This window comes from Asticcacaulis sp. AND118 (assembly GCF_020535245.1).
GTDB lineage: Bacteria > Pseudomonadota > Alphaproteobacteria > Caulobacterales > Caulobacteraceae > Asticcacaulis.
The window spans coordinates 1,027,401-1,041,757 of sequence record NZ_CP084910.1 but is presented as its reverse complement, the minus strand read 5'-3'; the positions used below and the strand labels follow the sequence as shown (position 1 = coordinate 1,041,757).

At 62.5% G+C, this 14,357-nt stretch carries 13 protein-coding genes; 3 read left to right on the top strand and 10 right to left on the bottom strand.

The genetic code is table 11. The features are described 5' to 3' along the window. Positions 1-5: 5 nt before the first annotated feature. Entirely contained in the window at positions 6-2,099 is a 2,094-nt protein-coding gene (locus LH365_RS05090; protein WP_226745093.1) for a catalase, read from the bottom strand. Between the two features lie 231 nt (positions 2,100-2,330). Between LH365_RS05090 and rpmB the strand changes: the two genes are divergently transcribed. Further along, entirely contained in the window at positions 2,331-2,627 is a 297-nt protein-coding gene (gene rpmB / locus LH365_RS05085; protein ID WP_107874432.1) for a 50S ribosomal protein L28, read from the top strand. 281 nt (positions 2,628-2,908) lie between these two features. On the opposite strand, the gene LH365_RS18745 is transcribed toward rpmB, so the two are convergent. From LH365_RS18745 to LH365_RS05055, 6 genes are all read right to left on the bottom strand, one after another. Then, positions 2,909-2,983, bottom strand: a complete 75-nt coding sequence (locus LH365_RS18745; RefSeq protein WP_370639746.1) for a hypothetical protein — start codon at positions 2,981-2,983, stop codon at positions 2,909-2,911. Between the two features lie 159 nt (positions 2,984-3,142). Then, the gene (locus LH365_RS05075; protein WP_226745092.1) at positions 3,143-4,102 is read right to left on the bottom strand and encodes an esterase-like activity of phytase family protein; all 960 of its coding nucleotides are present in this window, start codon (positions 4,100-4,102) and stop codon (positions 3,143-3,145) included. A 136-nt stretch (positions 4,103-4,238) separates the two neighbouring features. After that, a complete protein-coding gene (gene cobT / locus LH365_RS05070) occupies positions 4,239-6,101 on the bottom strand; it encodes a cobaltochelatase subunit CobT (protein WP_226745091.1) in 1,863 nt (620 codons plus the stop codon). A gap of 119 nt (positions 6,102-6,220) precedes the next feature. Next, positions 6,221-7,228, bottom strand: a complete 1,008-nt coding sequence (gene cobS / locus LH365_RS05065) for a cobaltochelatase subunit CobS (RefSeq protein WP_226745090.1) — start codon at positions 7,226-7,228, stop codon at positions 6,221-6,223. A gap of 106 nt (positions 7,229-7,334) precedes the next feature. Continuing rightward, a complete protein-coding gene (locus LH365_RS05060; RefSeq protein ID WP_226745089.1) occupies positions 7,335-7,784 on the bottom strand; it encodes a GFA family protein in 450 nt (149 codons plus the stop codon). 143 nt (positions 7,785-7,927) lie between these two features. Continuing rightward, complete coding sequence (locus LH365_RS05055; protein ID WP_226745088.1) at positions 7,928-8,596, bottom strand: J domain-containing protein; 669 nt, start codon at positions 8,594-8,596, stop codon at positions 7,928-7,930. Positions 8,597-8,683: 87 nt separating this feature from the next. Here LH365_RS05055 and LH365_RS05050 point away from each other — a divergent pair, with 87 nt between their 5' ends. Continuing rightward, entirely contained in the window at positions 8,684-8,959 is a 276-nt protein-coding gene (locus LH365_RS05050) for a BolA family transcriptional regulator (RefSeq protein ID WP_226745087.1), read from the top strand. Here the strand turns inward: LH365_RS05050 and LH365_RS05045 are convergent. The 3 genes from LH365_RS05045 to LH365_RS05035 form a co-directional block, all read right to left on the bottom strand. After that, complete coding sequence (locus LH365_RS05045) at positions 8,956-9,513, bottom strand: alpha/beta hydrolase (protein ID WP_255606698.1); 558 nt, start codon at positions 9,511-9,513, stop codon at positions 8,956-8,958. The two genes, LH365_RS05050 and LH365_RS05045, sit on opposite strands and share 4 nt — an antisense overlap. Before the next feature lie 119 nt (positions 9,514-9,632). Further along, a complete protein-coding gene (locus LH365_RS05040) occupies positions 9,633-11,870 on the bottom strand; it encodes a 3-hydroxyacyl-CoA dehydrogenase NAD-binding domain-containing protein (protein ID WP_226745085.1) in 2,238 nt (745 codons plus the stop codon). 22 nt (positions 11,871-11,892) lie between these two features. After that, positions 11,893-13,110: an acetyl-CoA C-acetyltransferase gene (locus tag LH365_RS05035; RefSeq protein ID WP_226745084.1), complete on the bottom strand. Its 1,218-nt coding sequence runs from the start codon at positions 13,108-13,110 to the stop codon at positions 11,893-11,895. Between the two features lie 249 nt (positions 13,111-13,359). On the opposite strand from LH365_RS05035, the gene LH365_RS05030 reads away from it, so the two are divergent. Continuing rightward, entirely contained in the window at positions 13,360-14,226 is an 867-nt protein-coding gene (locus tag LH365_RS05030) for an SMP-30/gluconolactonase/LRE family protein (protein ID WP_226745083.1), read from the top strand. Positions 14,227-14,357: the final 131 nt, after the last annotated feature.

The window sequence follows — 14,357 nt, the reverse complement described above, 5'->3', positions numbered from 1 at the left end:
TCGATCTATGCCAGCGTCCGCAGGCTCGGCTCGCGTTCGTAGTACCGTTTGCATGCCGCAGCGATAAATTCGTCGGCCAGCACCACGCCTTCGTCGTGCACCACCCCGGCCTTTTCCAGCAGGGGATGGCTTTCCTTTGTATGACCGATGGCTTTCAGGTGTCCGAAGGCGTTCATCACCCACTCGATCGAGGCGGCCTCCTTCAGATGGCGTTGCGTGCCGGCTTCGGACAGCAGCACGAACACGGCATCGAACAATTGCGAGGGCGAACCCAGAAGTTGCCCGTCGGCATCGGCCTTGGTGCCGTCCGACAGCGGGATGCCATGAATCTGCACGCCGACGATGAAGGGCGTGCCGCCCGCCGCCTCGATGTCGGCCTTGAGCGTTTTCAGCGCCCCCGCATCCGTATCCTTGCAGATCAGGATGCCAACCTTGCGGCCCTCCAGCGTCGCCTTCATATTCTTGTGGATCGACAGGGCATCGGAAGGCGCGATGTCGATGGGCGCCCGCGCCGCCGGCGCCTTTTCCGGCAGGTCGATCCCCAGCCCGCTGGCCACGCGCGCCGCCAGGTCTTCATCGACATTGCGCAGATTGGCCACCATGCGCGGGGCCACCATTTTCAGCCCGACCTTTGACAGTTCGAAGACGAAGCTTGAGGCAATATGGGCGCGTTCGGCGTCGGTTTGCGACTTCCAGAACAGGCGCGCCTGCGAATAGTGGTCGGCGAACAGTTCGGCGCGCACACGCAGCTTGTCGCCCTGCTCATCCTTACCCTCGCCTGCCGCAAAGGAGGTGAAGCCCGTCACTGGACATTCGCGCGGCCCGCCCTCTTCGCCATGCGCGCCGAGGCTGTTGGGTTCGTAATTGGCGCGGCCCTTGGGCACCGCCATCTGCATCTGGCCATCGCGCTGGAAGTTGCGCATCGGGCATTTCGGCGCATTGATCGGCAACTGATGGAAGTTGGCCGTTCCCAACCGCGACTTTTGCGTATCGAGATAAGAGAAGAGCCGGCCCTGCAGCAGCGGGTCGTTGGTGAAGTCAATGCCCAGCACGATATTGGCCGGGCAATAGGCCACCTGCTCGACCTCGGCGAAGAAGTTATCCGGATTGCGGTCAAGCACCAGTCGCCCGACGATTCTCAGCGGCACCACCTCTTCCGGGATGATCTTGGTTGCGTCCAGCACATCGTAAGGCAGGCTGTCGGCCAGAGCCTGATCGAACAACTGCACCCCCAGCTCCCATTCGGGGAAGGCCCCGCTGTCGATGGCTTCATAGAGGTCGCGGCGGTGAAAGTCGTTATCGGCGGCCTGAAGCTTCAGCGCCTCGTCCCATACGGTCGATTGCAAGCCCAGCTTGGGCTTCCAGTGGAATTTGACGAAGGTCGATTTCCCTTCGGCGCTGACGAAGCGGAAGGTGTGGACGCCGAAGCCCTCGATAGTGCGCAGGGAACGCGGGATGGTGCGGTCGGACATGGCCCACATCAGCATGTGAGTGGTCTCCGGCATCAGCGAGGCGAAGTCCCAGAAGGTGTCGTGCGCCGAACCGGCCTGCGGATAGGCGCGATCAGCCTCCATCTTCACCGCGTGGACCAGATCGGGGAACTTCATGGCGTCCTGAATGAAGAAGACAGGGATATTGTTGCCGACCAGATCCCAGTTGCCTTCCTTCGTATAGAACTTCACCGCGAAACCGCGCACGTCGCGCGGCGTATCGACGCTGCCCGCTCCACCGGCGACGGTCGAGAAACGCACGAAGACCGGCACGCGCTCGCCCGCGCGCTGGAACAGGTCCGCCGTGGTGATGTCCGCCAGCGAATCGGTCATCTCGAAATAGCCGTGCGCGCCCGACCCGCGCGCATGGACGATGCGCTCCGGGATGCGTTCATGGTCGAAATGGAAGATTTTTTCACGCAGAACGAAGTCTTCGAGCAGGGTTGGCCCCCGCGCCCCGGATTTCAGGCTGTTCTGATTGTCGGAAACCCTAATCCCCTGATTGGTCGTCAGATGGCCTTCGGGGGTGTGCGGCCCGGAATGATGAACCTGCTGATGGGTTTCGCCGCCCTGACCTTTGACGGTGTCGAACTTCGCGCTATCGTCCATGGTATCCTCGATGTTATGTACGGCCCGCCGCCGCGCGTCGAGGTTTCCTCCTCACGCCGTAAAGAGTCACTGCGGATCGTTAGAGGGCCTGTTTCGACGGGCGCATGAATCCCTCCCGATACGGGGTTTTTCCGCTTGACGCTTCCGCCCGCTTTGCCTATAGAACGCGCCTCTTGCGCCGCAGTCCGACTGTGGCGCGCTCGTCATTTAGTTCTAACGAAGGTGGATATCATGTCGCGTCGTTGCGAACTCACCGGTGTCGGCCCGATGGTCGGTCACTCCGTGAGCCACTCAAACATCAAGACGAAGCGTCGCTTCCTGCCCTCGCTTCGTGAAACCGCGCTTCAGTCCGAAGCCCTGAACCAGTCGTTCCGTCTGAAGATCTCCAACGCGGCCCTGCGCACGCTGGACTTCAAGGGCGGCCTCGACGCCTTCCTCGTCAAGGCCGACGATACAGAGCTTAGCTTGCGCGCCCGTCGCCTGAAGAAGCAGATCAAGGCGAAGCTGGCTGAAAAGGCCGCTGCCTAAATTTTACGGTTTTATACCGAACACGCGAAGACCCCCGAAGCTCAGGCTTCGGGGTTTTTTGTTGCCTGAACAGGCGAGCGAAACACATCCGGGACTGACCGATTTCTGAAATCGCGCAGCCGCCATACTCAGAAAGCGGCACGCAAAGGCTCCCATTCTAAGGAGCCCTTCATGCCGCTGCATTGGCGTCGGTGGCTGAGCCCTGCCGAACACGCGTTCCGCATGACCAGCCTTACCGCGGCGCTGCTATCGGTCGCCGCCGGCACGCTGCTGGGCAATGCCTACTGGCCGCTGGGCGTCCCGCCCTCCGACGCCTTGAACGCCCGGTTGAAGGCCGACAACGAATTATAACCCACGGCCAGCGCCAGTTCGAGGATGCTGGCCTACGCCTCGATGCGCCCGCGATTAAGATAGCGGCTGAAATGGTCCTCGCCCTCCCCGGCGTGGATCACCCGGCGCAGACGGTGTTCGGCCACGCCCAGCCGCTGCGGTCGCCGGGGCCAGGACCGCCAGCATCAGGGTTTGTAGTCGAACATCACAAGGTGGGTCGGATTACCCGGCCCGATCGGATCGCTGATCAGGTACAGACGATAGCCGTCGCGCGTCTTTACCGCCGACACGCCTTCGTAATTGCCGATGGGCAGGGGCGGCTCGATTTTGAGAAGGGTATCCACCAGCTTCAGTCGGTTACCCTCCAGCCGCACGATGCGCAGGACGCTGCGCGCGCCCACCACCGGCAGATAGAAGCGATAGAGGGCCAGCATCTCATCGGGCTTTGCCGGGTCGAGCGGCGCCAGCGACACCAGCTTGTAACCGAAGCCCGGCGTGGTCGGCCCAACAAGGCTTTCGCATTTATAGGTATCGAGCGGACACTTCCAGAAGCCGCCGACCTCGGCCCCCAGAATCAAAGATGCCATCAGCGATGCCTCCCCTTTGGTCGAATAGTGCACCGTGGCGGCTTCCAGCCCTTCATTGCCGGGCAGGACGGGCAGGCCCGTCAGCGGCAGTGGCTCGCCCGGCCCGGTCATGCCGGGGCCATAGCGCATCACCCGCGTCTTGCCCTCGAACGAGACATAGACGTTGCCGTCGCGGGGATCGACGGCCATGTCTTCGGCGTCGGACAGCGACTTGTTGCCGAAGGGCTTATTGTCCGCGTCGCGCAGCAGGTCGATGTCGAGCGGCCCTCGATGACCGCGCACCGGCAGGGTGAAACGCGCCCGGCTGCCGAAATCGCCGATGGCGTCGATCATGACGCCGTCCTTACCGGGCGTGACGACCAGATCGCTCAGACCGATCAGCCAAGATGTGCCTTCCCCCTTGACCACATAACCGCCGGCATAACGGACCTTTTGCGCCGGTGCATCGGCCACCTCCGGCAGCGGCGTGAAGGTCACGCGCGTCCCGCCCTGATAGGGCACAGGCTCGGCAAAGGCCGTGGTGGCCAGCAAGGTGGATAAGAGAAGCGCAACTCGCATGAAAACTCCGTCTAACCCCCTCTCCCCGTTTACAGGGAGAGGGCTGGAGTGAGGGGCATTGAGGTAAAACAGCCGCTCATCCGGTTCCGGCTAACGCCAGAACCACCTTCTCCCCAAAGGGGCAAGGAGAATCGTATCACCGCCGCGCGACGGTTTTCTCATCGAACAGTTCGGCCAGCTTCTCGATCAGTGCGCCGCCCAGTTGCTCAACGTCAATCAGCGTCATGGCGCGGCGATAATAGCGCGTCACGTCGTGGCCGATGCCGATGGCCGCCAGTTCGACACGACCTGCGCCTTCGATGTCGGCGATGACCTTGCGCAGGTGGTTTTCGAGATAGTGACCCGAATTGACGCTCAGGGTCGAATCGTCGACCGGCGCGCCATCGGAGATGACCATCAGGATACGGCGCGACTCAGGCCGCCCCAGCAGGCGTGAATAGGCCCACTGCAGGGCTTCGCCGTCGATATTTTCCTTCAGCAGCCCCTCGCGCATCATCAGGCCGAGATTCTTGTTGGCGCGACGCCAGGGATTGTCGGCGGCCTTGTAGATGATGTGGCGCAGATCGTTGAGACGGCCGGGTGCAGCGGGCTTGCCGTTCCTCACCCACTGTTCGCGCGACTGGCCGCCCTTCCACGCCTTGGTGGTGAAGCCGAGAATCTCGACCTTCACGCCGCAGCGTTCCAGCGTCCGCGCCAGCACGTCGGCGCAGATGGCCGCGACCATGATCGGCCGCCCGCGCATCGAGCCGGAATTGTCGAGCAGCAAGGTCACCACCGTGTCGCGGAACTCGGTGTCCTTTTCCTGCTTGAACGACAGCGGCGCGCTGGGGTCGATGATCACCCGCGTCAGCTTGGCCGCATCGAGCACGCCTTCTTCGAGGTCGAAATTCCACGACCGCGACTGCTGCGCCATCAGGCGGCGTTGCAGACGATTGGCCAGCCGCGCCACGACGTTCGACAGGTTGGCCAGTTGCTGATTGAGGAAGCCGCGCAGGCGCTCCAGCTCTTCGGGGTCGCACAGGTCTTCGGCGTTGATGACCTCGTCGAAGGCCTTGGTATAGATGTCGTAATCCTTGCGCTCGCCAGCCGCATTGGGGGTCTGCATCTGGCTGGCCTCGGCGGCCTCGCCATCGACCACTTCGTCGGCGGAGCCTTCGGCCAGCGACTGCGGATCCCCCGACATCTGGGTGAAGTCCTCGTCGCCGGTCTGGGACTGATCGTCACCGCCGGTCGGTTCTTCTTCCTGCTGCGGCCGGGAGTCGTCCTGATCCTCGGCGTCCTCTTCGGCCTCGGCCGACGGGTCGTTGCCTTCGGACTGTTCGTCCTCGCCCTCGTCGTTCTTTTCTTCTTCCTTGGCGTCCTGCGAATCGTCGGTCAGGTCCAGCGCGCGCAGCACTTCGCGCGCCTTCTGCGTAAACGCCTTCTGGTCGCCGATAAGGTCAGCAAGCTCGTTCAGGCTCTGACCGGTCTTCTGCTCGATCTCGCCGCGCAGCAGGTTGACGACGCGCTGCGCCTCCTGCGGCACGGGATCGCCCGTCATGATTTCGCGCGCGATCAGGCCGAGAATGTCGGCCAGATTCAGTTCCGACTTTTCTTCCTTGCGCCCCAGACCGCTGCGGTCGAGATCAGCCTCCAGCGCGGCACGCAGGTTCTTGCGCACCCCACCCAAAGCGTTGGCGCCGATGGCTTCAAGGCGGGCCTCTTCCAGCACGTCGAAGGCTTCGGCGCTGGCCGTATCGATGGGCCGGGCGCGGACGTGAACACCGGAATCGTGGTGAGCGACCTTCAGCGCCAGCCGGTCGGCCTGTCCGCGCACATTGGCCGACAGGCGCGCATTGAGGTCGCGCGGCGGATTGGGCAGAACGAGTTTGTTGCCGTCCAGACGCGGACCATCCGGCCCGAAAACGACTTCGAGTTCGGGATCTTCCGCCAGGGCGCGCGTCGAATGGATCAGCGCCTTGCGAAACGGATCGGACAGAACGGTAACGGGCTTGGCCATATTCCCTACTTCCCCCTCTCCCTTGAGGGAGAGGGCCGGGGTGAGGGGGACTTACAGACACCAGCCGCCCCCTCACCCGGTCCTTTGGACCACCCTCTCCCTCAAGGGAGAGGGGATTATCAGATCACCTTCACCTTGAGGGCGCTTTCCTTCACATCCGCGCCAAAGCTGCGCTGATAGAATTCCGCCAGCGTCGGGCGCTCCAGCTCATCGCACTTGTTGAGGAAGGTCAGGCGGAAGGCCACCTCCGGATCATTGCCGAAGATCAGCGTGTTCTGCGCCCAGGTGATGACGGTCCGCGGCGACATGACGGTCGAGATGTCGCCATTGGCAAAGGCCGAGCGCGTCAGGTCGGCGACGCGCACCATGGCATCGATCAGGCCCCTGCGCTCCGCCGTGTCGAACTCCGGCAGCTTGGCCAGCACGATCTCGACCTCGGCCTCGTGGCTGAGATAGTTGAGCGTCGTGACGATCGACCAGCGGTCCATCTGCCCCTGATTGATCTGCTGCGTGCCATGATAAAGACCCGTCGTGTCGCCCAAACCGATAGTGTTGGTCGTGGCGAACAGACGGAAAAACTTGTTGGGGCGGATGACCTTGTTCTGATCCAGCAGGGTCAGGCGGCCCTGCGCCTCAAGCACGCGCTGGATGACGAACATCACGTCCGGACGCCCGGCGTCGTATTCGTCGAAAACCAGCGCCACGGGCCTTTGCAAAGCCCACGGCAGGATGCCTTCCTTGAACTCGGTAACCTGCTGACCGTCCTTGAGCACGATGGCGTCCTTGCCGATCAGGTCAATCCGCGACACGTGGCTGTCGAGGTTGACGCGCACCAGCGGCCAGTTCAGGCGCGCCGCGATCTGCTCGATGTGGGTCGACTTACCCGTGCCGTGGAACCCCTGCACCATAACGCGGCGGTCATAGGCAAAGCCCGCGCAGAGGGCGATGGTGGTCTGAGGATCGAAGCGGTAGGTGTCGTCGATTTCCGGCACGTGCTCGTCACGCGTCGAAAAGGCCGGGACCATCATGTCGGAGTCGATGCCGAACACCTCGCGCAGGGAGACCTTCTTGTCGGGCTTCAGGCCCAAAAGCGGATCGGTCAGGGTTTCGGAGGTGATGACGGACATGGCAAAAACGCTTTCGGACGGTCGGACGGATGCGTTTTTCAGCTAAGACCTAAGGCCTCAAGACTCAACCCTAAAACACGCCGGAAACGGATTTTTTTGCGGCAGTCTAATCATGGTCCGGATGCTGATAGCTGATCAGCTTGTCGAGGAAGGGCGCGGCGTCGATGTCTTCCAAAGTCGTGCGCTCCGGCAGGGTGTGCAGGCCATCGACCCACGGTAACTTGCCCTCGGTGCCGAACTGAATGACCGGCGCAATATCGCTCGGATCGTCAAAGGCGGCGATGGACACGGCCACGCCATCCGGCGCTTCGTAGGTCAGGGGCGTGCCGCAATCGGGGCAGAAGCCGCGCTGGACGAGGTTGGAGCTTTGGAAGCGCTTGGGTTCGGCTTTTGTCCAGGTGAGCGTGGCTTCACGTACGCTGACCAGCGGGGCAAAAACATTGCCATAGGCCTTCTGGCACATGCGGCAGTGACAGATGGAGGCGTGCCCCAGTTCGCCTTCGACGCAGAAACGGACTGCGCCGCACTGGCATCCACCGGTTTTTATGGCTGACATGGTTGCCCCCTCACCCCAGCCCTCTCCCTCAAGGGAGAGGGGGTTGTTCATTTCCTTCTCCCTCGAGGGAGAAGGTGGCGCGAAGCGCCGGATGAGGGGGATGGCAGAACAGCTGACTCTTAATCAGCGGGTCCCCTCCGCACTCAAGCGAGGCCCATTTTCTTCAGGACTTTATAAGCCTTAATGACCCGCTGGAGCTTGTCCTCGGCCGAGCGGTCGCCGCCATTATTATCCGGGTGGCAGCGCTTGAGCAGTTCGGTATAGGCGGCGCGCACTTTTTCCGGCTCGGCCCCGACCTCAAGGTCGAGGTCGGCATAGGCCCCGCGTTCGATCTTGCCGAACTGACGCTGGATCGGCGCATCCTCGCCCGGCTTGCGCGGCGCAGCGCCGGCGCCGAACACCGAGTGCGGATCGTACATGCCCGCGCCGCGGGTGCGACCGGCGCTGAAAGCCGCGGCTTCACGCGATGCCGCCGAAGCGCGGAAGGCCCAGGTCGGACGTCCGCCGGTCATGGTGGCTTCGCGATGCGACTTGGCCTCGCCCTCGGACATGCCGGCGAAGAAGTTCCAGTTCTTGTTGTACTCGCCTGCGTGCGCCTGACAGAAATTATAGTATTCGTTCATCATTTCGCGCGATTTCGGCGCCTTGGCCGTCGCAGCGCGGTGGCATTCCGGCCATTCGCAGCGGATCTGACCCGGCTTGAGCGACAGCACGTCGTCCTCCAGACGTTTGCCGTTCACCTCACCCTCCTTGGGCGGGCGAATACGCATGTCCAGACCAAACTTCGGCTTGTACTTGTAACCTTCGCTCATGATTTGGAGTGCTACCCTTTGAACTTTACGCGGACGAACCATATAGGTGTCGAATGGGCTTCAATAAAGCCCTTTTGAGGTTAAATTATGGGTAAAATACGCGATAGCATCGAGACCAAACTTACGGCGGCCTTCGCCCCGCTGCGTCTGGAAGTCTACGATGACAGCGATAAACATAAAGGGCATTCGGGCGCGCGTGAAGGGGGCGAAAGTCACTTTTCCGTAGTGATCGTTTCAGAAGCCTTTCGCGGACTGAACCGGGTGGCGCGCCAGCGGGCAGTCAATGCCGCGCTGCGCGAGGAACTGACCGGCCCGATTCATGCCCTCAGCATGCAGACCCTGACGCCGGAAGAAGACGGCTAAACACCGATAAGGTGGCGGGCCAGAAAGGCAGAACCCAGCCGCGAGCCGGGCGCGTTGAGGCTGTGGCTTAAGCCCGGCAGGATGTGCGCGTCGACATTCAGGCCCGCCGCTTTAAGCTTTTCGGCGGCATCGAGGCTTTCGGAGAAGGGGATCACCTCGTCCTGATCGCCGTGCACGATCAGGACCGGCACGGACGCCGGGGCCCACGGCGGCGGCGAAGACAGCCGCCCGGAATAGGCCACCACCGCCGCGACGGGCCAGCGTCCGCTGACCACGGCATCCAGCGCCATGATCGACCCTTGCGAAAACCCGACCAGCGCCACCCGTGCCGGATCATCTATGCCCCGTTCTGTCATAATGTGCCGCAGGGTCGCATCGAAGGCCTCACGCGCCTCGACAAGGCGTTGCGCACGGTTCTCCACCGTCACGCTCTTGACCGAAAACCACTGACGTCCGCTGGCCTGCGCATACATGTCGAAAGGATCGGGTCCATCAGGTGCCGCAAACGCCGTATCCGGCAGGACTTCAGCCCAGTGCCGCCCCAGACCGATCATGTCCGCGCCACACGAGCCTACACCGTGCAGAAAAATTACCAGATGTTTCAATGCGTCTCACCCAAACCAAAAGAGGGAGCCAAAATGACCCCCTCTTTCAATGTTCTGCCTGAGGTGGTTTAAGCCGCCTTCGCCTCGTCGGTCTTGCCGAAGCGTCCGTAGAAGGTCTCGCCCTTCGCGGCCATGTCGCGCAACAGTTGCGGCGGAGCGAAGCGGTCGCCGTGCTTGGCCGCCAGCGCATCCAGTTCCTCGACGAACCTGGCCGTTCCGATGGCGTCGATCAGCGAGACGATCCCGCCCGACCACGGCGCGAAGCCCCAGCCGAGGATTGAACCGACATCGGCTTCGCGCGGATCGGTAATGACGCCCTCCTCGAAGCAGCGCGCCGCCGTCACTGCCTGAATATACAGCAGGCGCTTGCGGATTTCCTCGACCAGTTCCGGAGTCGAGTCGTCCACTGTGACGGTGAACTTCTCAGACAGGCCCGGCCACAGGGTCTTGGTGCCGCCGGCTTCCGGATAGTCGTAGAAGCCCTTGTTGTTCTTGCGGCCCAGACGCCCATCGGCGACCATCTGCGCCACCTCCTTTTCGCCGGGGATGGGCACATAGGCGTCGCCCATGGCCTTGGCGGTTTCGGAGGTGATCTTGACCAGCAGGTCAAGCGCCACGTCGTCCATCATCTCCAGCGGCCCGCGCGGCATCCCCGTGGCGCGACCGACATTGTCGATCAGGGCCGGGGCATAGCCTTCGGCCCACAGGTGCAGGCCTTCGGCGGTGAACGGGATGAAGCAGCGGTTGGCGTAGAAGAAGCGCGCATCGTTGACGACGATCGGCGTCTTGCGGATCTTCAGCACGTAATCGATCGCCTTGGCCAGCGTCTCGTCCGAGGTCTCCTTGCCGCGGATGATCTCGACCAGCATCATCTTGTCGACCGGCGAGAAGAAGTGGATGCCGATGAATTTGGACGCATCGACCGAGGCCTTGGCCAGCAGCGAGATGGGGATGGTCGATGTATTGGTGCCGAAGATCGCCGTTTCGGCCTTATCGCCCGTATAGAGCTGGGCCTCGGCGTCCTTGGTAACCTTCTCCTTCAGTTCGGTGTTTTCAAACACGGCTTCGACCACCAGATCGGAACCGGCAATCTGCGTATAGTCCGGCGTGGGCACGATCAGGTCCAGCAATCTCTGCGCCTTTTCCGGGGTCAGCTTGCCGCGCGACACGGCCTTTTTAACCAGCCCTTCGCAGTGCGCCTTGCCCTTGTCGGCGGAGGCCTGATCGCGGTCGATCAGGATGACCTTGATCCCCGCCTGCGCTGAAACGTAGGCGATACCCGCGCCCATCATGCCCGCGCCGAGCACGGCCACCTGCTTGGGGTCGGTCTTCGGCACGCCCGCCGGACGGCCGGAGCCCTTGCCCAGTTGCTGCATGGAGAAGAAGAAGGTGCGGATCATCGCCTTGGCCTGCGGGGTTTGCAGGGTGTTGACGAAGTAGCGGCTCTCGACCTTGATGGCGCTGTCGAACGGCAGTTGCAGCCCTTCGTAGACGGCGCGCATCAGGTTCACCACGGCGGGATAATTGCCATAGGACTGCTTGCGCAGCAGGGCATTGGCCATGATGAAGATCTGCGCGCCCGCCGGATGGTAGGGCCCGCCACCGGGCAGCTTATACTCCTTCTTGTCCCACAGGGCGTACGGAGCGCCCCCCCCTTTTTCTAAAGTGGTCTTGATCCAGTTTTTGGCCGCCTCGACCTCCTGACCGACCGGCACGACCTCGTGCACGATGCCGGCGGCCAGCGCGTCCTTCGGCTTGAAGCTCTTGCCTTCCGACATGGCCATCAGCGCGGCCTGCGCGCCGATCAGGCGTGTCAGGCGCTGCGAACCGCCGCCGCCGGGGAAAAGGCCGATCTTGATTTCCGGCAGGCCGACCTGGGTTTTCGGCCCGTCATTGAGCACGCGATAGTGGCAGGCGAGCGCCAGTTCCAGACCGCCGCCCAGCGCCAGACCGTTCAGAGCTACGGCCACCGGTTTGCCGCAGGTTTCCAGCGCGCGATAGACGCGGTTCATCTCAAAGGCAGCGGTAAAGCCGGCCTTCAGCGCGCCTTCGGGATCATTCGGGTCGGATTTCGCCTCCCACGCGCCACCCAGCATTTCCTCAAGGTCCGCGCCGGCGCAGAAACCGGTCGTCTTGCCTGAGGTGATCACCACGCCCTTGATATCGGCCTCGGCCTTGGCGCGCTCGGCGATCGACAAAAGGTCGGCCAGCGCCTGCTTGGTGAAGGTGTTCATCGTCTTGCCGGGCACGTCGAAGGTGCAGAGCAGGATGCCGTCGGCGTCGAGTTCGGTTTTGAAGCATTCCATTGTGTCTCTCCCTGCCCTGTTCTTAAATGCGCTCGATGACCGTGGCCGTGGCCATGCCACCGCCGACGCACAGAGTGACCAGCGCCGTGCCCTTGCCCGTGCGCTCCAGCTCATCGAGCACCGTGCCGAGGATCATCGCACCGGTCGCCCCCAGCGGATGCCCCATGGCGATGGCGCCGCCGCAGACATTGATCTTGTCGTGCGGAATATCGAGCGCCTGCATGTAGCGCAGGACGACCGAGGCGAAGGCTTCGTTCAGTTCGTAAAGGTCGATGTCCGACACGCTCATGCCGAGCTTTTTCAGCACCTTTTCCGTGGCGTAGGACGGGCCGGTCAGCATGATCGACGGCTCGGAGCCGATCGAGGCCATGCCCTTGATGCGGGCGCGCGGCTTGAGGCCCGACAGCGACGCCGCTTCGGCCGAGCCGATCAGCACCGCGGCCGCGCCATCGACAATGGCCGAGGAGTTACCCGGCGTGTGGACGTGATTGACGCGCTCGATTTCCGGATAGCGCTGATTGATCACGGCGTCGAAAGCCATTTCGCCCATCATGGCGAAGGACGGGTTGAGACTGCCGAGCGTCTGCATGTCGGTATTGGGGCGGATGGTTTCGTCGTGATCGAGACGGGTGACGCCCATCTGATCCTTCACCGGCAGGATCGACTTTTTGAAGCGGGCTTCGGCCCAGGACTGCGCAGAGCGTTTGTGGGATTCGACCGCATAGGCGTCGACATCGGCGCGCGAAAAACCCCACTTGGTGGCGATCATGTCCGCCGAAACGCCCTGCGGCACGAAATAGGTCGGGAAGGCCGCATTGACGTCGATGGCCCACGCCCCGCCGTCCGAGCCCATCGGCACGCGGCTCATGGCTTCGACGCCGCCGCCGATGGCCATGGTGGCTTCGCCGGAAATGACCTTACCTGCCGCAATATTGATGGCCTCAAGGCCCGAGGCGCAGAAGCGATTGACCTGAATCCCGCCGGTCGTCTCGGCATAGCCCGCCGCCAGCACCGCCGCGCGGGCGATGTCGCCGCCCTGCTCGCCGACCGGAGTCACGCAGCCGAAGGCCACGTCATCGACCAGCGCCGTATCGAGGCCGTTGCGATCCTTCAGACCCCTGAGCACCTGCCGCGACAGGTCCAGAGCGGTGATTTCATGCAGGCTGCCATCCTTCTTGCCTTTGCCGCGCGGCGTGCGCACCGCGTCGTAGATATAGGCTCCTGGGCTCAGGTTGGGCATGGACGTCCTCCTAGAATTATCGGTTGCGCACTAATTGCGCACTCTTTACGCAAACGTCAAGATAGACGTAAGGTCACATTTCCGGGATTTCTAGCTATAGGGCTGATTTTTCTGACCATTATTCCCTTGGCGACAGCACCTGCGGCACAGCGATGCGGCACGACTTATTTATCATACAAAACTTGACGACTTGCATGGTTTTGTATAGTCGGACAAAAGAAAGGCGCTTATAAGAACCGGAGGAAACCGATGACCGATGCTATCATTCGCCGCTCGAAACCGGGCGCGGCTCTGGGCGAAGGCCTGTTGTGGTCGAAGCGCGACGGATGCGTCTACTGGGTCGATATTCTCGGCAACCGCCTGCATGCCTATTATCTGGCCGACAGTTCGGCGAAGACCTGGTATCTGCCCGATCATATCGGCTGGGTCATCGAGCGCGAAAAGGGCGGTTTCATCGCCGGTCTGATGAGCGGCTTCCACGAACTGAGCCTTGAGCCGTTTATCCTCAAGCACATCGCCAATCCTTTCCCGCACGAACCGGGCAACCGCCTCAACGACGCGGCCGCCGACGACAAAGGCCGTATCTGGGCGGGATCGATGCACAAACCTCAGACGCAGAAGTCCGGCGCGCTCTATCGCCTCGATACCGACCTCAGCCATGTCGAGATCGACGGGCCTTATCAGGTGGCCAACGGTCCGACTTTTTCGCCCGATCACTCGAAAATCTACCACACCGATTCGGGCGAAAACGACGTCTTTGTCTTCGACATCGTGGACGGCGAGGCGGTCAACAAACGCCTGTTCGTCCACTTTCCCGATGCGTGGGGCTCGCCCGACGGCATGACGACGGATGCGCAAGGCGGCATCTGGATCGCCCACTGGGGCGGCGGTAAAGTCAGCCGCTTTACCCCGGAAGGCGCGCTCGACTTCTCCATCGACATGCCCGCCAGGCAGATCACCAATGTCTGCTTTGCGGGCGAGGCGCTGGATCGTGTCTTCGTCACGTCCGCCGCGGTGGACATGCCGGACGATCGTGAAGCCGGGACTTTGTTTGAAATCCCAAGTGAATGGCTGCGGGGCCACACTGGCCTTGAACCGCAAAAGTTCAAGGGGTAGGACAGACTGTCCTTCTCCCTTGAGGGAGAAGGTGGCCCGCTTGCGGGTCGGATGAGGGGGAACCCCCTCCTTCCCCCTCACCCGCCGCTATCGCGGCACCCTCTCCCTCAAGGGAGAGGGGGAAAAGAGCC

Coding starts and splice junctions, on each gene's coding strand:
- LH365_RS05030 (WP_226745083.1), top strand. CDS start 13,360: ATGACCGATGCTATCATTCGCCGCTCGAAACCGGGCGCGGCTCTGGGC.
- rpmB (WP_107874432.1), top strand. CDS start 2,331: ATGTCGCGTCGTTGCGAACTCACCGGTGTCGGCCCGATGGTCGGTCAC.
- LH365_RS05045 (WP_255606698.1), bottom strand. CDS start 9,513: ATGATCGGTCTGGGGCGGCACTGGGCTGAAGTCCTGCCGGATACGGCG.
- cobS (WP_226745090.1), bottom strand. CDS start 7,228: ATGTCCGTCATCACCTCCGAAACCCTGACCGATCCGCTTTTGGGCCTG.
- LH365_RS05090 (WP_226745093.1), bottom strand. CDS start 2,099: ATGGACGATAGCGCGAAGTTCGACACCGTCAAAGGTCAGGGCGGCGAA.
- LH365_RS05060 (WP_226745089.1), bottom strand. CDS start 7,784: ATGTCAGCCATAAAAACCGGTGGATGCCAGTGCGGCGCAGTCCGTTTC.
- cobT (WP_226745091.1), bottom strand. CDS start 6,101: ATGGCCAAGCCCGTTACCGTTCTGTCCGATCCGTTTCGCAAGGCGCTG.
- LH365_RS05075 (WP_226745092.1), bottom strand. CDS start 4,102: ATGCGAGTTGCGCTTCTCTTATCCACCTTGCTGGCCACCACGGCCTTT.
- LH365_RS05055 (WP_226745088.1), bottom strand. CDS start 8,596: ATGAGCGAAGGTTACAAGTACAAGCCGAAGTTTGGTCTGGACATGCGT.
- LH365_RS05050 (WP_226745087.1), top strand. CDS start 8,684: ATGGGTAAAATACGCGATAGCATCGAGACCAAACTTACGGCGGCCTTC.
- LH365_RS05035 (WP_226745084.1), bottom strand. CDS start 13,110: ATGCCCAACCTGAGCCCAGGAGCCTATATCTACGACGCGGTGCGCACG.
- LH365_RS05040 (WP_226745085.1), bottom strand. CDS start 11,870: ATGGAATGCTTCAAAACCGAACTCGACGCCGACGGCATCCTGCTCTGC.